The organism is bacterium (assembly GCA_016699595.1).
In the GTDB taxonomy this organism is placed as follows: domain Bacteria; phylum Patescibacteriota; class Dojkabacteria.
Genome location: CP064982.1, coordinates 241,292 through 259,848 on the forward strand (window position 1 = coordinate 241,292; position 18,557 = coordinate 259,848).

The 18,557-nt window shown below is 31.1% G+C and carries 22 protein-coding genes and 1 tRNA gene; 9 read left to right on the forward strand and 14 right to left on the reverse strand.

Translation table 11 applies throughout. The features are described from left to right. Window positions 1–126 precede the first annotated feature (126 nt). From IPJ91_01245 to IPJ91_01260, 4 genes are all read left to right on the forward strand, one after another. Window positions 127–342 (forward strand): hypothetical protein, encoded by a 216-nt coding sequence (locus tag IPJ91_01245; protein ID QQR93766.1) that lies wholly within the window; start codon window positions 127–129, stop codon window positions 340–342. A 233-nt stretch (window positions 343–575) separates the two neighbouring features. Further along, on the forward strand, window positions 576–1,025 hold the full coding sequence (locus tag IPJ91_01250) for a hypothetical protein (protein ID QQR93767.1): 450 nt from the start codon (window positions 576–578) through the stop codon (window positions 1,023–1,025). A gap of 149 nt (window positions 1,026–1,174) precedes the next feature. Then, complete coding sequence (locus tag IPJ91_01255) at window positions 1,175–1,336, forward strand: hypothetical protein (protein QQR93768.1); 162 nt, start codon at window positions 1,175–1,177, stop codon at window positions 1,334–1,336. Window positions 1,337–1,523: 187 nt separating this feature from the next. Continuing rightward, entirely contained in the window at window positions 1,524–2,465 is a 942-nt protein-coding gene (locus IPJ91_01260) for a hypothetical protein (protein QQR93769.1), read from the forward strand. A gap of 167 nt (window positions 2,466–2,632) precedes the next feature. On the opposite strand, the gene IPJ91_01265 is transcribed toward IPJ91_01260, so the two are convergent. Further along, the gene (locus IPJ91_01265) at window positions 2,633–2,800 is read right to left on the reverse strand and encodes a hypothetical protein (GenBank protein QQR93770.1); all 168 of its coding nucleotides are present in this window, start codon (window positions 2,798–2,800) and stop codon (window positions 2,633–2,635) included. Between the two features lie 334 nt (window positions 2,801–3,134). Here IPJ91_01265 and IPJ91_01270 point away from each other — a divergent pair, with 334 nt between their 5' ends. Then, a complete protein-coding gene (locus IPJ91_01270) occupies window positions 3,135–3,743 on the forward strand; it encodes an Ltp family lipoprotein (GenBank protein QQR93771.1) in 609 nt (202 codons plus the stop codon). A 330-nt stretch (window positions 3,744–4,073) separates the two neighbouring features. Here IPJ91_01270 and gltX read toward each other — a convergent pair whose 3' ends face one another. The 10 genes from gltX to IPJ91_01320 form a co-directional block, all read right to left on the reverse strand. Then, window positions 4,074–5,651 carry a glutamate--tRNA ligase gene (gltX, locus tag IPJ91_01275; protein ID QQR93772.1) on the reverse strand — a complete coding sequence of 526 codons (1,578 nt, stop codon included), beginning with the start codon at window positions 5,649–5,651 and terminating at the stop codon, window positions 4,074–4,076. 114 nt (window positions 5,652–5,765) lie between these two features. Next, complete coding sequence (locus IPJ91_01280) at window positions 5,766–6,353, reverse strand: ATP-dependent Clp protease proteolytic subunit (GenBank protein QQR93773.1); 588 nt, start codon at window positions 6,351–6,353, stop codon at window positions 5,766–5,768. A gap of 473 nt (window positions 6,354–6,826) precedes the next feature. Continuing rightward, window positions 6,827–7,147: a PLDc N-terminal domain-containing protein gene (locus tag IPJ91_01285; protein QQR93774.1), complete on the reverse strand. Its 321-nt coding sequence runs from the start codon at window positions 7,145–7,147 to the stop codon at window positions 6,827–6,829. A gap of 385 nt (window positions 7,148–7,532) precedes the next feature. Next, the gene (locus IPJ91_01290) at window positions 7,533–8,198 is read right to left on the reverse strand and encodes a response regulator transcription factor (GenBank protein ID QQR93775.1); all 666 of its coding nucleotides are present in this window, start codon (window positions 8,196–8,198) and stop codon (window positions 7,533–7,535) included. Between the two features lie 134 nt (window positions 8,199–8,332). Further along, window positions 8,333–8,413, reverse strand: a tRNA-Leu gene (locus IPJ91_01295). A gap of 49 nt (window positions 8,414–8,462) precedes the next feature. Next, window positions 8,463–9,215 (reverse strand): hypothetical protein, encoded by a 753-nt coding sequence (locus IPJ91_01300; GenBank protein ID QQR93776.1) that lies wholly within the window; start codon window positions 9,213–9,215, stop codon window positions 8,463–8,465. 2 nt (window positions 9,216–9,217) lie between these two features. Further along, complete coding sequence (locus tag IPJ91_01305; GenBank protein QQR93777.1) at window positions 9,218–10,537, reverse strand: ATP-grasp domain-containing protein; 1,320 nt, start codon at window positions 10,535–10,537, stop codon at window positions 9,218–9,220. A gap of 24 nt (window positions 10,538–10,561) precedes the next feature. Beyond that, the gene (locus IPJ91_01310) at window positions 10,562–11,578 is read right to left on the reverse strand and encodes a pyridoxal-phosphate dependent enzyme (GenBank protein ID QQR93778.1); all 1,017 of its coding nucleotides are present in this window, start codon (window positions 11,576–11,578) and stop codon (window positions 10,562–10,564) included. A gap of 157 nt (window positions 11,579–11,735) precedes the next feature. Next, a complete protein-coding gene (locus IPJ91_01315; GenBank protein ID QQR93779.1) occupies window positions 11,736–12,686 on the reverse strand; it encodes a glycosyltransferase in 951 nt (316 codons plus the stop codon). Window positions 12,687–12,713: 27 nt separating this feature from the next. Further along, window positions 12,714–13,016 (reverse strand): hypothetical protein, encoded by a 303-nt coding sequence (locus IPJ91_01320; protein QQR93780.1) that lies wholly within the window; start codon window positions 13,014–13,016, stop codon window positions 12,714–12,716. 63 nt (window positions 13,017–13,079) lie between these two features. Here IPJ91_01320 and IPJ91_01325 point away from each other — a divergent pair, with 63 nt between their 5' ends. The 3 genes from IPJ91_01325 (at window position 13,080) to IPJ91_01335 (ending at window position 16,117) form a co-directional block, all read left to right on the forward strand. After that, window positions 13,080–14,276 (forward strand): hypothetical protein, encoded by a 1,197-nt coding sequence (locus IPJ91_01325; GenBank protein ID QQR93781.1) that lies wholly within the window; start codon window positions 13,080–13,082, stop codon window positions 14,274–14,276. Window positions 14,277–14,324: 48 nt separating this feature from the next. Further along, window positions 14,325–15,632, forward strand: coding sequence for a DNA mismatch repair protein MutS (gene mutS / locus IPJ91_01330; GenBank protein QQR93886.1), 1,308 nt, complete (start codon window positions 14,325–14,327; stop codon window positions 15,630–15,632). A gap of 65 nt (window positions 15,633–15,697) precedes the next feature. Then, window positions 15,698–16,117: a DUF559 domain-containing protein gene (locus tag IPJ91_01335; GenBank protein QQR93782.1), complete on the forward strand. Its 420-nt coding sequence runs from the start codon at window positions 15,698–15,700 to the stop codon at window positions 16,115–16,117. Between the two features lie 5 nt (window positions 16,118–16,122). On the opposite strand, the gene IPJ91_01340 is transcribed toward IPJ91_01335, so the two are convergent. From IPJ91_01340 to mraZ, 3 genes are all read right to left on the reverse strand, one after another. Continuing rightward, window positions 16,123–16,494: a hypothetical protein gene (locus IPJ91_01340; protein ID QQR93783.1), complete on the reverse strand. Its 372-nt coding sequence runs from the start codon at window positions 16,492–16,494 to the stop codon at window positions 16,123–16,125. Between the two features lie 64 nt (window positions 16,495–16,558). Further along, the gene (gene mraW / locus IPJ91_01345) at window positions 16,559–17,575 is read right to left on the reverse strand and encodes a 16S rRNA (cytosine(1402)-N(4))-methyltransferase (GenBank protein QQR93784.1); all 1,017 of its coding nucleotides are present in this window, start codon (window positions 17,573–17,575) and stop codon (window positions 16,559–16,561) included. Further along, on the reverse strand, window positions 17,575–18,003 hold the full coding sequence (gene mraZ, locus IPJ91_01350; GenBank protein QQR93785.1) for a division/cell wall cluster transcriptional repressor MraZ: 429 nt from the start codon (window positions 18,001–18,003) through the stop codon (window positions 17,575–17,577). The genes mraW and mraZ overlap by 1 nt, the downstream gene beginning before the upstream one ends. Before the next feature lie 173 nt (window positions 18,004–18,176). Here mraZ and IPJ91_01355 point away from each other — a divergent pair, with 173 nt between their 5' ends. Further along, entirely contained in the window at window positions 18,177–18,557 is a 381-nt protein-coding gene (locus tag IPJ91_01355) for a hypothetical protein (GenBank protein ID QQR93786.1), read from the forward strand.

Genomic DNA, 18,557 nt, shown 5'->3' on the forward strand with positions numbered 1-18,557 from the left:
TGGGCAGCAGATACATGGCTCGGAATAAGAGGGGGCAAACTAGATGCCAACAACTTTAGAAATGCAGATGGTTCTGTTGGACTTATGCCAGTTCTTTGGGCAATATTTTATGATTTTCATAGTTTAATGAATAACGAAATTCTTTATAATCAAATGCCTAGTTATATCTATTTCAAATTTGATAAATTGACTGAAAAAGATTTTGAAGAAATTGATGAATTAGCCAAATTGATGTTAGAACCAGATAAAAACTTTCATGAATTAGTCAAAATTTGGAATACAAAAAAGAAATTCAGAACTTTGAATGGTCCACTTATTAGTGATAGTGATCATTTTAAATAGAAATAAATTTTAAGTACCTACTTACTACTTATGAAAAATTACAAAACATTGATGCTATATTATTTGACATGATGGGTGTTCTGCTTTTTCAAAGAAAAGATTATATCCCGAACAAACTTGTTGATGAAATAGATTCTAAGATTGGAGATGTAACAAATGACGATATTTTCAAGCAAGAAACTGTGCAAGAATTTGGGTTATAATAGCTTGAAAGTAATCTCAGCAATCGGAACTTGAGAATACTAGGTTTTGAAATGACGGAAGATGGGATGTATCAGATTGTAAATATTCAAACATGTTTTGTAATTACTAACATAAATTGGTATAATATCATTATGAAAAAGACATTTATTACATTTTTAAGTGCATTACTAATATTTCTTCTAATTACAATTGTTTATCTTTTTGTCCAAAATTACTTTCAAGGTGATTTGAGAATTTCTGGATTGGTTCAATATCATAAGGCTGATCTCACGATATCTGCAGACGCACCAGAAGGATACTTTATTGAATCTTCTGCAATAGGTAGAATTTATCTCCGTTATGGAAAGAACGAAAATCTAGCAGAGCTATTGGATAAAAACATTGTTGCTAAAGGATTGATGAGCAATCGACTTTTGTGTGGTAATGATGGAGGATTATGTTATCCGGTTGTCAAGATAGAAATGGTTGAAGTGAAGTAGAGTCTATAAATAATGATTGTTTGGCAGGATTTGTATGGTTTGGATTTACTTTCTACAAGTACTTTGTTTCTTATTGTATTGAACTAGGGTTGTAATGATCTCTCATATCAGTAATTCTGACGTAGGTCCTTTCAATTTTATAAAACGCAATGGCTAAACCTAACAAAAACTTTAAGGAAGTCAATCTGGAAGAGTATGAAAGAAGACATTCCTACAATAAATCATATATACACACATATGAAAAATACGCAACTTACCTATCTTTGTATTTTGCAGTATCTTTAGGTGTCATAGGTTACATCTTTTTTTGATAAAGATATAGGAGCATTCTTGAAAAATCTCAATCAATTTACACTTGATACACAATGGTTATACTTTACAATTTTTCTTTTTTTTGCAATTCTTATGTATTATTTATTGTCATGCTTACTTAGTAAATTAGAATCAATATATATAAATGCAACAAGAATAAACATTTTAGAAAAAAGTTGTAACAAAATGTTTGGTCCGGATTTCATAGCTTATGAAGTGATGAAACCACGATACTTTATTTCAATTTTGGTTATTTTCATGGGTTCTATTTACTCACTTTTACTTAGTTTTTTATGTTTCATATTAGCAAACGACTTAGTATATTTTTTTGTGCTATTTACATTTTTGTTCTCAGTTTTAATACCTTATCGGTTTTATATAGTTAATACAGCTCTTATAAAAACAAATATTCGTAATGAATACGAGTTGTCTTTATCTAATAATGTGCAAGACATCTTTAAAGTAAACAAGCTAATTTTTGCACCTATTCTAACCTTGATGTTTGGAATAGTTAGTTTCTTTGTTTTGTCTTTAAAAGACGGTTCATTTTTAACGAATTCAAAAGTAGACTATCCACTGCTAGCTGTGCCAACAATATATATAGGCGATTTAATCCTGTTACCGTTAATAAACTATAGCACAGCTAAACTAGTGTTTGAATATAAAGAGTTTATTAAGAAATTCTTTAAGCAGTGGCGTTTTAAGGCTGTCTTGTTTTTATCACTTTGCATAGCAACTTTCTTTAATATTAAAACGCATAAAGTATGGGAAGGTGATAATTTCAATGGATTTATAGATATGAATCAAAAGTTAACAACTGCAGGTCAAATTCACCTGGTTTTCAGTATAATAAATATGTTTGTAATTCTTTTTATTATTCTAATATCGATTTATGCATATTTGAACAAGTACAAAGTAATATTTAATAAAACGATTGATATTTGGAAATACCTAATTGCTTTCTCAAGTTTATCAATTTTGGATTTCTTATATAGATATTATTTTATGAATTTCAACAATGAGGCCTTTGGTCTGTTTTTGAAAAGTAACTCAATATCATTTTTACTATTGTATTTTAGTTTGGCAGTATTTTTAACTTTGAAAATACTTCAAAAAAGAATACGGTAAGAAGATGTTTTTAAAGTACGCCTAAAAACTTCTATTGAACTTTACTGCTAAAAGCATATTGGATTGTCAAGTCAATGTTGCGTTATTTTAAATTTGGCTAATGCACAAATTGTTATAAGTTTGAAATAAAGATTAGCAGTTTAGTATAGGATATATAAACAATATCCCTACTCCATTCTAACTTTCAAACCCTCAATCTCACCTACTATTCTTCGCGATTCGAGGTTGTATACAACTAACTTTGAGTTATTCGGTCTTCCTTGAAAGCCATCTATTCTAGCATTCTCAAAATCATGTATGTCTTTGAGTTCATACTTTTCTAGAAAAAGAAACAAACCATCTTCTCCTGACGTAGGTCATTTCAATTTTAAAAACGCAATGGCTAAACCCAATAAAAACTTTAAGGAAGTCTTTGATACACGAGAAATAAGCACGAATAGTATTTGGCGAGTATCTCTTTACCTTCAATATTTCGATGAACTTCGTGATTAGTGATTCTGACAGATTTATAATTAATACACTATAAATAGCAAAAATATTAGTGTATAATGTAGCAAAGTTCGTATAACCTAGTGTTGTCCGAAATTCTCTTTTGTGAAATAGTTTTAATAAGGAAAATTTTTTGGAACTTTTTATTTTTAATTTAATAATTTTTTAACAAATACTACTATGGAAAACTCCAACGAACAGTCGCAAGGACAGACCATAAAGTGTCCTTCGTGCAAAGAAGCTATTCAGCTTGGCGCAAAGAAATGCAAACATTGTGGCGCAGATTTGAGAAATTGGTTTGTTAGGCACAAAGTCATAACTGGTATACTGATTATTATTGGAATTGGAATTATTGGAAGCGCTATGGGTGGCAATGAAACAAAAAATACTTCTGACAGCTCGTCCACCACTAACAATGTACAAGAGGCTAAGTCTACTGCAGATGTAAAAGCTGAAGCAGACACTAAAGTAGCAGAAAGCGTGCCAGCTGAATATAAATCTGCTTTGAGCCAAGCAGAAACTTATGCCAACACAATGCACTTGTCAAAGCAGGGCGTCTACGATCAGCTTGTTTCAGAGTATGGTGGAAAGTTTCCAAAAGAAGCCGCACAATATGCAATTGATAATGTAAAAGCTGATTGGAACGCAAATGCGCTTTCTCAAGCAAAAACTTACCGAGATACTATGCACTTATCGACAGCAGCAGTTCGTGACCAGCTCATTTCAGAATATGGAGCAAAGTTTACAAAAGTAGAGGCAGACTATGCCATTCAGCATCTCAATGATTAGTGTGTCTATTGTTTTTCCATGGAGTTAAAAAATGCGAATTGAGATAAAAAGTGCCAAAAAATTATCTTTTATAATTTCACAAAAGAGAACTCAAGGGGACGTTGCGCTTTTGATTTCTCTTTTTAGATTTTAAAGCTAAGGAAAGAAATCAAACCCTCGGACAACACCGAATAAACGGAAAATGCCTCGGCTCGGCATTTTCGCAAATTCGTTTTCACTAAGTTTCAAACGAACTTCGTTTATTCGGAAACGTTGTCCGACATATTTTTCTGAAAATTTTTACAAGAAAGTTGTTGAAGAATTAAAATAACGAAACAAATTTTTATTATTTTACAACGGCAACATTTTAAACTGCTTGACCCTTTCCTTACACTTCTCCTCCCCAATCAACCACATAGTCTCAGGAAAAGGTGGTGAAAATTGTTTTCCCCAAAGAATTACTCGAAGTAACATAAATATATCTTGCGCTTTGTCTCCATTTTCTTCTGCGACTTTTTTTACTTTCGCAACCCAATCTTCTTTACTCAAACTAAAATCCAAAATATCTTTTTCTATAATTTGCAAATATTTCTCAAACCAAGCTTTATCTTTATTTTCTAAACCTTTTATTTCTTTCAAATTTAGCTTAGTATAATCTGGATTAGTTTCAAATAGTTTTAACTCTTCTACAAAATCTTGAAGTAAAGTAGTTCTTTCTTGTAATAATTTAAGCTTTTCATCAAAAATTTTAATGTCTCGATTTTGCGAGACTGAAGGGGTGAAAAGATCTATATTCTCAGGTTCAAATTTTGTGACGTAATTTTTGATCTCACTTTTAAGTTCTTCAATTGTCAATTTTCGAATATAAACTCCTTGAAACCAATCAATTTTCTTTTGATCAAATGTAGGATTTGCTTTTTGAATTCCATCTACATCAAATTGCTTGACAAACTCTTCTAAATTAAATATTTCAGGATAAACATCAACTCCAGCTTCATTCTTTATAGCTTTAGGTGCCCAACCTAGCAACATTAGATAATTTAACAATGCTTCTTTCAAATAACCACTTTTCAACCATGGCATAACTCCAAACATTCCTTCTAAATCACGTTTGCTAAATTTCTTGCCAGTTCTTGGATCCATTATAACTGGAAAATGCCAAAAGTTTGGTCTTGTTAGGTTTAAGCTGTCATAAAGAAACAAATGAATAGGAGTAGTTGAGAGCCATTCAAAACCACGCATCACATCAGTAACTTGCATATCACTATCATCAACCACAACAGCAAGATGATAAGTCGGAAACCCATCTGACTTGAGTAAAACTAAATCTTGAATTTCTTTGAAATCAAATTCAACTTTCTTTTTCAAAATCACATCTTCCCAACTAACTTTTCCAGAGTAGGGAATCATTGGACGAATTACAAAAGATTCACCATTTTTAATTTTCTCATCACAAAGTTTGAGATATTCCTGCCAATTATTTTCAGATTTAAATTTATCTGCAAATTTTCTTGCTTGAGGTTTTTCTTTTAGTTTCATAAATTCCTCAGCAACTTCTTCATTATCTTCTTTTTTAATCGCATGAGAATAGCTAGATTTTATTTCTTCTTTAGTTCTTTTCTCAGAATCAAAGTCATAGTATGCAGCTCCAATTTCAGCTAACTTTCTTGCAACTTCCTGATACCTTGCAATTCTATCTGACTGACGAAACAATTCATCATACTTAATTCCGAAATCACTCAAAATATCTATAATTGCAGTTTCTGTATCTTTTCTTGAACGAACCTGATCAGTATCTTCAATTCTCAATATAAATTTACCATTGTTTTTCTTTGCCCAAGCATAACTCCATAAAGCTCGGATGACAAATCCTAAGTGGACTGATTCAGGAGTTCCAGTAGGTGATGGTGCGAAACGAGTGATTGTCATAAAAGTTAGAATAATAGTTGTAACATAAATGATTTAAACGATTATAACATCAAATAAAAAAGCTCACCATATTTAGATGAGCTTCTAAGTGTTTTATATTAAACAAATTGCTTGTTATTTAATTTCCACTATCTTATCAACAATTCCATACTTCACAGCTTCTTCTGCATTCATCCAAAAATCACGATCAATATCTTGAGAAATTTTTTCCGCCTTTTGACCGGTTTGTTTTACATAAAAATCAACTAACTTTTTCTTGGTTTGAATTATATGCTTAGCTGCGATTTCTATGTCGCTTGCTTGTCCTTCTGCACCACCAATGGGTTGATGTATCATAACTTCTGCATTTGGTAACATGTGTCTTTTGCCTTTTTTCCCAGCAGTTAGTATAACTGAACCCATGCTTGCACACATTCCCATTCCTACTGTAGCAACATCACATTTGACCAAATTCATAGCATCAATAATTGCAAGGCCAGAATGTATATGACCACCTGGTGAATTTACATACATAAAAATATCTTTGTTTGGTGCTTCTTTTTCTAGAAAAAGTAATTGAGCTATTATAGAATTCGCCATAGTATCTTCAATTTCGCCACCTACAAACACGATTCTATCTTTGAGAAGTCTTGAATAAATATCATAAACTCGCTCGCCTTCTCGTGATTTTTCAATTACATTTGGTATGAGTACTGTTGACATATTTTAGAATTTAATATAAATTATTGAATATTTGATGCTATAAAAAGCTTTGAACAAAGCATCGTTCAAAATTATAACCGACGCTTTAGCAAAATGCAAGGTTGATTGCTAAAAAACTTTCGTTAAGTTTGAGCTTTATATAATTAGATGGTCCTTTGGGATCATTAAATATATAAATAAGGTCATAATGTCCTATAAGTTTGGTAATGAGCAATATAGCATATCATTTTGAAGAAATCGCTTGTAGCATCTCTAATATGTTCAGAAAGGAATAATTACAAAGAAAAATGAAAAGAAAATATCATAGTTATAATAAATATCCGTATAGTGGTATGATAGCAGTACATTTGCTAACAAAACTGCAATAACAATACTATCTTACTTATCTGCTATTTAAGAAGTCACAAAAACCGAAATCACTGTGCTTGTCAATATGACATTCTGATACTCCCAAACCTTAATGAAAAATGTCGTTAAGCTATTGTTTCAGTTGATGACGGATTTATGATAACTGGATGATCTTTTCTAATTATTAAGTAAACTATGAATCCAAAAATATTTCCTACCAAAACAGCTATTAGCCAAAGTGTAGCATTTTCTGGCATACGCTTTTTCGCGTCTCTATATACCCACAAGCAAACTACAATTTGAAAAATTAGCATAGCGATTATAAATATACAATAAGCAGCAAAAAAGAGTATCCCAACAGTATCTTCAGTATTTAAAGTTCGTGCTGAGACAACCGGAATGAAAAGTGTAAGTATTATTGTTGAAAGAGTAAGTATTTTTTTCATATTATTATTTCTCCACACTTAAAAAAACATGGAGTAATTTTTATAAAAGTTCATAAAATATTGTCTACAAGTCGAAAATTTCTTAGAAAATGACTTTGGTTTAGCTAAAAGCAGACGGAACAATAAAACCTATGTTTCTTAGAAAATGGAAAAATTTATCTGTTGATTGAATAGTTTCAGATAGGTGTTTAGTTGCCACCTGTTATTCCTGCAAATAACCTGTAATTACCACCTGTTATTCCTGCAAATAACCTGTAGCCACCACCAACTATTCCTGCGAAAATATTATACATATTTGTATAGTCTCTAAAGATATCTCTACCTTTAGACAAGTTATGAGTTTAATTACTTATACTACAATTTTTGTAAAATATCAAGAGAAATTTTAACCAATTTTATAACCAAATCCTCTACTAGATGTAATGATTTCGATTTTGTCTTTTTTTCTTTCAACCTTCCTTTTTAAGTTCTTTATATGTACAGCAACAGAATTACTTGCAATATCTGCACTGATATCCCAAATATTATCTATCAGTTCTTGCTGATTGAAGTACTTGCCTTTGTGTCTGAGAAGTAATTCTAAGATTTTGTACTCTTTGCTGGTTAGTTCAATTTCATCATTATCAAGTTTTACAATTTTATTGACCGGATCAAGAGTCAAGCCTTGATGAGACAAAATAGTCTCACCACTTGTACTTCTTCTAAGTAAAGCACGAATACGAGATTTTAGTTCCTCAATTTTGAATGGTTTCACTAAATAATCATCAAAGCCACTGTCAAGATTTTCTGTTACTGTCTCAAGATCACTCAATGCAGTTAAAGCCAATATAGGAACCTTTTTGTTCTTTTCTCTTATTTTCCTCATAACTTCACTGCCTGTAAGCCCTGGCATCATTAAGTCTAAAATCACCAAGTTATAATCATTTTGCCAAAATAACTTGTATGCCTTTTCTCCATCCATACAAGCATCGACTGTATAACCTTCTTTTTGAAGTGCTTCTTCAACCAACATATTTATTTTGACTTCATCTTCTGCATAAAGTATTTTCATAGTTTTGAAATAATTAATACTGTCATAATTTTGCAAATTAAATAGACAGAGTTAAAAAGATTTTATTAAATATCAGTGAAATTTTAGAAACTATTTATGAAGATTCAATGAAGAAAGTGTATTTGAAGCATGAATACCGAGGACAGGACTTGAACCTGCATGCCTTTCGGCGCTTGCTCCTAAGGCAAGTGCGTCTACCATTTCGCCACCTCGGCAATATATACAATAATATACACTACTTAACATTTGATCGTGTAGATGAATTCAATTTGAAAATATCTTCAATCTTCTAAAACCAGAATCTTCCTTGTTTGTCTCGTACTCTTCTTTTATCCAGTTTTTTCCATTTTTATCTACATCAACCCACTCCTGATCTGACAAATCTTCTGAACCTAGATTTGTTATTCGTATTTTACTATATCTAACACCATTTTCATCAAGATAAAATTTTGATGAATGAATGTAAGTGATTTCATTGTTTTCAACTTTGGTAACTAGTGCTATATGAAATCCACCAGGAATAATTGAATGCAATCTTATCATATCAAGCGGTTGGACTTCATCTAGTCTAATTTTTACGCTGTTTGATTCATTTGTCAAAGTATTGGCTGAGATAAATTCAACTTCCTTTAGAAGTCTTGAGAATTTGGCTCGAACATCATTATTTTGAAATTTCAAAATGTGTTTCAAACTCTTCATGCCTCTGCTCTTAAGTTCGGTGTTCAATATATGTGCGACAAATCCAGAACAATCAACACCAATTCCAAACTTTTGCATAAATTCTCGAATTTGTGATTCACTAGAATTATTTAGATCAAACTTCATAATTTGAGCCCATATTTTTACTTCATCTTCGATTTCGTTTGGATTTCCCTTTCCAACTAAAGTTCGCAAATCCATTTTTGTGTGTTTTGAATTAATGTAGTATGGACATCTAACTTTTTTATTCCCTAAATTAAGATTGATATAACCATCTATTACCTTTTCTGTGTTTTTTGACAATGATGAAATTTTCATTTTTAGTTTATTAGCTCCAATTTATTTGCAATATAATCAAACAAATTATTTCGAATGTCCCCGTTTTCATTTAGTGGATTTTCAGAAAAACTTTGCATTCGAAATATCTCCTGTTCTTCTTTTATAATGTGATTATCGTTTCTTTTGTGAATTTTGAATTTATCAAATTCTTTGTCTAACTTCAAATCAGAATAATTTATACTTCTACCTAAATAATTTCTGATTATAATTTGTCCAGCTTCAAAATTTGAAAAGTTTATATTGTTATAATTATCAACATCTCCAGAAGTATTGATATTGAAAAAACTAGCAAGATTTAGTTCCGACAAAGTTGGACTTATATTATTTCTAAATTGCAACTCATTGAAAAATCCAACATTTGCTGTTTGTCTTGCATTTATTTCAATAATTTTAATTAAACCTGCCCCTTCATTATCATTCAGTATATTCATAGGAGGAAGGATCATGAGGTCAATTCCAAAAAATCCTTTGTAACCTTTCGTAGACATGAAATCTCCTAATTTCTGAATTAAACTTATTATATTACTTTTAGTTTCACTATTTAAAAAACTTAAATCATAACTATTTCCTAAAGTAACTCCGGGATGCGGTGCGATTTTATTGGTATTATCTTGAATTTGACGATTTAAACCTCCAACATATGTTCCATTCCGAGTCACAATGCCATTCGCATTAACTGGGATGCCTTCTAAAAATTCAGTAACCTTCACCTCGGCATGAAATAGTTTCTCCTTAATTTCTTCCAAATCATGATTTGACTTTATTATCCAAGTGCCATCACCAGTATGGCCACGATTTAGTTGAACAACGATATGTTTAGAATTTTCATAACTAACTTGAGAAATGTCAGTCAAGTAAGTATTCGGAATGAAATCATCTAAGTTTGCATTTGTCAAAACATCTGTCAAATTAAACTTATCCTCAAAGTATTGGCTAAGTTTTGCAGAATTATTCAATAATCTCAAATTTAGATCTTTGCATCTGTTTTCAATTTGAGGTGAAACTTTGAAGACTTGAATGTATTTTTCTCCGTCAAAACTATCTATAAAGTCCATTGAATCAGAATTGTTCAAAAGTTCATTTGTGCTTCTGTAAATTGAATTATAATTCTTTGTAAACTTTTCTAAGCAAAAATGTTGACCTGGATATTCTAAATCAAGTTTCTCAAAAACATCTGTATGATCGATACAAACAATATGAAAATTATCACTAATGAAGTTCAAACCCAAACCTCGTTCAGGGTCATTGCAAAGATAAAAAACATGATAATTATTTTGTTTTATGAAAGTGTCAATATTCAAAACTAAAGTTTTATTCAATCCAATTTATATGCCTGAAATTATAATCAAAGGGTTTTTGAAATCCCATCCCTTTTCTTTTGCTCTCATAGTACCAGCAAAACTAGAAAGTGCATTCCAAGTGAGATCATTCAAAATATTGGCCTTATCTTCCAAGATCAAGTGCTGTGACAGTCTATCTAATGAAGCTTTGGATTTCTCAAGGTCTTCATTATCAACAATCCAGGCAGTTCCAGAGGTTTCTAATACAAGTTTCGTGACAATATCTTTTCTCTTGGCTACTTTGTCAACAACACAAGTTACAAGACTTCCTTCTTCATCTATACCCAATTCTTTGTTTGTGAGATCGATTATATTTGACGCAATAGGTCTGCAAACAGGAGTTTGGATAATGTGAAATTGAGGCAATAAATGCCCCTCAAGATCAAGCTTTTCCTTCATTCCTTCATATATTCCCAATGTAGCAGTACCTGAACTGCAGGTAATAAAAATGCTGTCAAAATCTAAATTTTGTTCAAATATATCATAAGCCAAACTTTTGTAACCTTCAATTGCAATGTCATCTTCTGAAGCTCGAAGATTCAAAACTTGATTTTCATTGCAAAACTTTACACAATCAGATTTCGCTTTCGAACTTTGATGAATTTGTATAAACTCAGATTTGAAATTATTTAACTTTTCAAGTTTCCCAATATTCAACTTATCTGAAACAAAAATATCTAACTTAATATTATACTTTTTGCAGATATTTGCAGCAGCAATTGCAGCATTTCCAGAACTTGAAATTGCAAAGTGCAAATTATCTTTACTTCCAAATTGCTGAAAATAATATGAAATTTGATAAAGTAGAGATCGATCTTTAAAAGAATTTGTAGGATTTATAGTTTCGTTCCAAAATACCAAATTATCCAATTCAAAATCAATTTCTTTCAAAGTTTCAGCATTAAGATTAGTTACAAAATTAGTATTTGTTTCATCAAGCTCTAATTGAAACTCTTTCTCAATTTGGTATTTATAATTATTTTGATATTTCCAAATGTTCATAACTTTTTTTGAGAGGTTGAATTATATTTGCAATATTTCCATGTTCAATTACAAAATGACTAACACCTTTAACTGTGTTTTTAATGTTTATACTTTTTTCATAACCTTCCGTCTCGCTCATAGCTCGACACCTTCCTAAGAGGAAGGATTGTAATTGCTATTTCGTACTTTCTACCCTAACCCAAGTTTTGGCAAATGATTTTTTGATGATTTTTCTCTCCCAAAATATTTTTATCCAAAGCCAAAGTCTAGTTGGATATAGTAGCAAACTCCAAATAAATTCCTTCACATTTTTTGCATATTTGATTGGATAAGTTGCAAGCGCAATTTCTCCCCAAAAACTTCGAGACTTATTCGCACTGTTTATTATACCAAGTTCGTGAAGTTGGACATAACCTCCAAGCGATCTAACTTTTTGTTTATACCAATCTTTCATATTTTGAGGATACTTTATTTTGCAAAGTGCTTTTTCTTCATATCCTATTTCAAATCCAAGTTCCTTTATTTTATAACTCATCCAAGCGTCATCTGAAAGTACTTCTGAAGGTAATTCTAATTTGAAATTTCTCATCATGAAATTGTAGCCTGAAACTGGGAAAAACTTATTACTTTCGCTTTTTCGAACTCTAACTTCATTTGCAGTGTCGGCAAGCAAATTTCCCCAATATCCAAATAATGTATTTTTTTCATCAGCTGATATTGGATGACCTGTAACTGCACCAAGTTTATCATTAGATTTCAATTTATTGTGAAGATCAACTATAGCATTTTCGGATAAGTAAGTCAGATCACCATCAGTCAAAAATAAAAACTCACCTTTTGCGATTTTGAAGCATTGATTTAGTGCAGCAGGTTTTCCTTTTTTTTCGTCTTTGATATGGATGAAGTTATTTTCTAAACCTCCAGTCCTCCACTTTGTGGAATCTACTCTACTTGACAGCATTTTAATTTCATACATTGCTGCATTATATGTTTCATCATCTGGACAAGCTAAGATTAGTTCAAAGTTATCTTGGAAATAGTTTAGAAAAGTAGGATTTAGTATGCAAGAGATCAAGTTTCCTATAGTTTTTTCTTCGCGCCAAGCAGTGATAATAATTGAAAGCATATCGAAATTATAGCAGAAAAGGAAAATTTATTTTTCCTTGCAACGTTGTGTTCCCAACCGCACACCTAACCCATCAACTTGTGCGGAATCTACTTCATTAGCTGCTAGTCCATAACTTCCAGGTTTACTGTCTGCCCAGGTTGTAATACCTAAAGCACCGTTGCCTTGCCTATAGAAAGCAACATTATCACCCCATGGAATACAATTCTCACCTGAAGTAATCTTGCGAGCTTCATTAAAGTACCTTACTTCTCGGATTACAGCTAAACCTAATTCTGCACACATAACTATCACAATAACAGAGTTAAATATATTCTTGAACTTTCCCATATCCTATTATATCACTTCTCTATCATTTGTCAAACATTTTTTGTTTGTGCTAAAATTTGGCAAATGTCTACACCAAAACTTACAGCAGAACAGCAATATTTAGATCTGAAATCAAAATACCCTGATTGTATCTTATTTTTTCGTATGGGAGATTTTTACGAAGTTTTTGATAATGATGCTCGTGAAATGAGTAAAGTTTTAGGTTTAACTTTGACAAGTCGAGATAAAGGTGAGAAAAAACGACCAATGGCTGGAATTCCACATCACGCGCTGAACCAATATTTAGGAAAAATTGTAAATTTAGGTTACAAAGTTGCAATTGCTGAGCAAATGGAAGATGCCAAGTTTGCCAAGGGAATCGTGAAAAGGGAAGTTACAAAAGTTGTAACAGCAGGAACTTTGATTGACGAGAAAAATTTACAAGAACAAGAATCAAACTTTATTCTAGCTTTGAATTATTCTAAGTATAAAAACAGTATTGTTTGGGGTTTGAGTTATCTTGAACTTTCAACTGGAGAATTCAAACTTATAGAACTTGAAACTAGTCAAAATTATTTAGCTCAAAATAAACTACCAAGTAAAATAATTGACAAAATTTCAACTTTGCAACCAAGAGAAATATTACTTCCAGAAAAACTGAAGTACTTCCTTACTCCGATCATCCAAACAAGACTTACTTTGATCGAAGAATTCCAGTTTGACTTTGATATAAGCTATAAAAATATAATCCAACATTTCAAACTTGCAAATTTAGTTGGATTTGGTATTGAAAATTATAAAATTGCAATTGGTGCAGCTGGAGTTATATTGAATTATGTCAAAACTAGTGAAAAAACTGAACTTAGCCATATCACAAAACTAGTTTTTGATAACTTTTCAGAAAATATGAATTTTGACTTTGCAACTATACGAAGTCTGGAACTTATTGAACCTATAAATTTATCAAACTTAAATTCAGATAAACCTACTACTTTGCTTGGAGTTTTGGATAAAACTAAAACTCCGATGGGAAAAAGACTGATTCGAAGTTGGGTTTTGAAACCTTTGACAAATTTAGCTCAAATCCAAAATAGACTTGATAATGTCGAAAACTTTTTGAAACTAGATAATGATAATAAATTAGTTATTTCAAATTCGCTGGATAATATTTATGATATAGAGCGAATTTGCGGAAGAATTGGACTTCAAACAATTTCACCGAAAGATTTTGTAGCACTAGATGGTTCTATATCTGAAATATTAAATTTAATTCAAACTTAAACTAAATTAAATTCTGAAAATAAGCAAGGCGAATTAAAAGAAGGTTTAATATTAAATAAATTAATTAAGTACTTTGATGAATTAAATATAATTAAAAACAAAATTAGCTCATCCCTACTTTCAAATCCAAGTTTTGAGATAAATCAAGGAAATATTTTTCAAGATAATTATAATTCTGAAATTGCAGAACTTCGAAATATTTCAACAAATTCAAAAGATTGGATATTAAATTATCAAGCAGAACAAATTACTCAAACACAAATATCAAACTTGAAAGTGAAGTTTAATTCTGTTTTTGGATATTTCATAGAAGTATCAAATTCGCAAACTTCAAAAGTTCCAGAAAATTATATCCGCAAACAAACTATTGCTGGGGGTGAAAGATATATAACTTCTGAATTGAAAGACATGGAGCAGAAAATCTTAACTGCAGATGAAAAGTTGATTGGTTTAGAAAAAGAATTATTTCTAAAGTTTAGAGAAGAATTTATACAACATATTCAAACTTTGCAAAAAGTATCACAAATTATAGCAGAAGTTGATACTTTATTTTCTTTTTCAGAAGTTGCAAAGGAAAATAATTACACAAGACCTATATTTACTGAAAAATCGCAAGTACTAGCTATTACTTCAAATCGTCATCCAGTAGTTGAAAAACTAGTTGAAAACTTTACTTCGAATGATTTAAATCTGAATAGTCAAAACTCAATGATGATTTTGACAGGTCCAAATATGTCTGGAAAATCCACATATATTCGGCAAGTTGCACTTTTAGCTATAATGGCTCAAATTGGAAGTCTTGTTCCTGCTGAAAGTTGTGAGCTAAGTCTAGTTGATAGAGTTTTTACTCGAGTTGGAGCAAGTGATAATTTGTCAAAAGGTGAATCAACTTTCATGGTTGAAATGAATGAAACTGCAAATATTTTGAATAATGCGACTTCAAATTCACTTTTGATTTTAGATGAAATTGGACGAGGAACTTCGACTTTTGATGGAGTTGCTATAGCTTGGTCAGTCATGAAGTATATTTACGAAAATCTGAAGTGCAGAACTTTGTTTGCAACGCACTATCTAGAACTTACTGAACTTGAGAAAAAGTATGATGGTATTTCAAATTATTCCGTTCAAATTGCTGAAAAAAATGATCAAGTGATTTTTATGCATAAAATAATTCCTGGTAAAGCGCAGAAATCTTTCGGGGTTCATGTTGCAGAAATTGCAGGAATGCCAAATGAAGTTATAAATAATGCTAAGGAAATTTTGAAATCTTTTGAAGATAGTCAAAATAAAGTCAAAAAGGTAGTAAATAAAAAAATAAATTCAGAAAAAATTCCTCAAATGGGATTGTTTGAGTAAAATGATTTCTTTGAAAGTTGCTTTCCTGTTAGGAAAGCTCCCCGCAGGGGTGATAGGTTAAAAACATGATTGCAAAAAACAAACATATAATTTATAAACCAAGCATTAAGTTTGCAAGGCAGAATAGAAAAATTATGAATAAGTATGAAGTTTTTGTTTGGGTAGCTCTGAAGATTCTGAATAAAAAGTATAGATACGGTTTTAGTAGACAAATTTGTTTTGGACCATATATATTAGATTTTTATTCCAAAAAGTTAAAAACAAATATTGAAGTAGATGGTGAAACTCACGAATTTAGGGGTAATGAAGATATAATAAGGGATGAATATGTAAAAAGATATGGAATAAAGATAATTAGAATAACAAATTCTGATGTTCTCAAATCATATAGCTTTCTTGATGAATATCTAAATCAAATTATAGTAAATTCTACTAACCTATCCGTCCCGCAAAGCGAGACACCTTTCCTAAAAGGAAAGGAATAATTCACCTATTGTCCCAATGCAACATTATTTACACTATCAACTTTGATACTTACAATTTTCTTGGAGACTTCTAGCTTCATATCACTTGCGAAATTTTGTAGATTTTCAATTGAAGATAAATTATATATCTTTGACTCTAATTCCTTGTTTTCGAGATTAAGTTTCACTTGCTGAGCTTGTAATTTTGTAATTTCCTCTCCTTTGGTTGCAAAAACAGCAAAAACAGACATTTGCATCACTATCATCAAACTAAAAATTGCTATAGCAAGGCGTACGAGTTTGTGTTGGGCAAGTTGCTTTCTCTCGGTTTCTTTCCTTGTTTGTTCCTGAACTTTTCTTGGAATGAATGTTGTGTTGTGTTGAAAATAAAGTGACATTTTAAACTTTTTTCTTACCAATACTGACTTTTGTCGATCCCTCCCGTGAGGGAGATTATGAAACTTACTTTTTTATTACGAATCTAAATTTTGCTGATCTTGATCTGTTGTTACTCTCAACTTCAATTTCATTTGGGATTATAGGTTGATCTTTCAGATCGTTGCCGATCAAACCTTGTTCCTCAAAGGATTTAAAAAAATGCTTTACAATTCTATCTTCACCAGAATGAAAAGTTACTACTTCAAATACTCCAAATTTACCTAATACTTCAAATCCAGAACTCAACAATCCTTCTAAATTATCATATTCGCTATTTACAACTATTCTCAACGCTTGAAAAACTTTGCTATGCAAATTAAACTTAACTGCATTATTTTTGCCAAAAGCAATATTTATTATTTCAACTAAGCCCCCTACTTTCAGATCCCGGTTGTCTTTAATTCTATCTTTTACCAGCTTACAAAATTTGTAACTTCCTTTTAGATCTGCATACTTTTCAAACAGTCTCACTAACTCATCCACACTAGCCATTTTCAAAATATCCAAAGCCTTGACATTGCTGTTTCTATCTAATCTCATATCAAGTTCTTGATCTAAGTTTTGAAAACTAAATCCTGATTCATTATCAAGTTGATCAGAATTCAAACCTAAATCTGCAACCATTCCTCTAATTTTTAAATTATTCAAAATATTATCTAGTTTCAAAAATTCAATAACTTCCTTTATTTTCGCAAAGTTCTCATTAACTAAGATTACTTCTAAGCCATTATTTAAAACCTTATAAATCAATATTTCAGATCTATTTATTCCGAAATACAATTTATCGACTAACTTAAATCCTTGCTTTTCTAATTCATTTGCAAAGTTTGAAATCGCACTTTGATCAAGATCAAATGAAATAAGAATATTCCCTAACCCACCCCGAGCTTCACTTACCCTTCCAAGGAGCGGCATTTTTTGCAATTTGCTAATTATACTTTGTGAATAACCACCTCCACCAAGCGTACAATCAATCCAAATCCCATTTTTTGAAAAATCAAGATTGTCAATTGCTTCTTTGAGCATTACAGGTATATGCATCAGGATTTTATAACTTCAAAAACTTTGTTTGCTATTTCAGTTGAATTCATTTCATTCATTCTTTTACTCCATATTGTTTTGTCCCAAACTTCGACCCAATCTCCAAGTCCTACGAAATAAACTTCTTTTGTCAGATTTGCATAAGTTTTCAAATTTTCACTAAGCACAAATCTTCTTTGACTATCAAGCTCAACTTCTATTGCAGAACCTATCAAAAATCTCCTTACATCTCTTACATCACTATTCAAAAATGGAACCGCTTCAAATTGTGAGATAAGTTTATTCCAGTTTTTGTCGTTCACTACGATCAAGCAATTATCATAGCCACGGGTCAAGATAAGTTTATTTCCAAGCTCATCGGAAAACTTTTTGGGCATAGCTATTCTGTTTTTGTCGCCAAGAATAGAATCTTGAGTTCCGATGAGCATCACCACTTATCACCACTGGTAACCATTTTAGTAGTTTCTGAAAATGATGTCAAGAGAAATAATAGTTTTTTTGAAATTTTATTTTATTTGCAAAATGCAGTTCATTATAGTATAATTACTAAAATATTTTCTTTTTGCTATATGAAATTTAATTCATATAGGATTTTTTAAATATGCTATATAAACGAAATAAAACCAAAAAATATTTTATGCCTGTAAGTGAAATATTTACGGATGGAGTTGATCAGCGAGAAAAAGAGGCGTTAAATCTCGCTTATACACATTCTGAGTTATTACGTAAGATATCTCAACCAGGAAAGGCATCTGGAAGTTCAATCAGAAATGCTGGGGTTACGTTAGATTCCTCTTTGATGTATTTACCTGAACACATGCATACTCTGATTAAACATTATTTGAAAGAGAATATTAATGATTTTGAGAAGAACTCGAATCTTTCAGACTACCAAAAGCTTGTGACGAATTTGTTTGCGTTAGGTGCACATCTCGAAAAGGGAGACCCAAAAAAGATATACCAATTACCAGAAGGTTTTTGA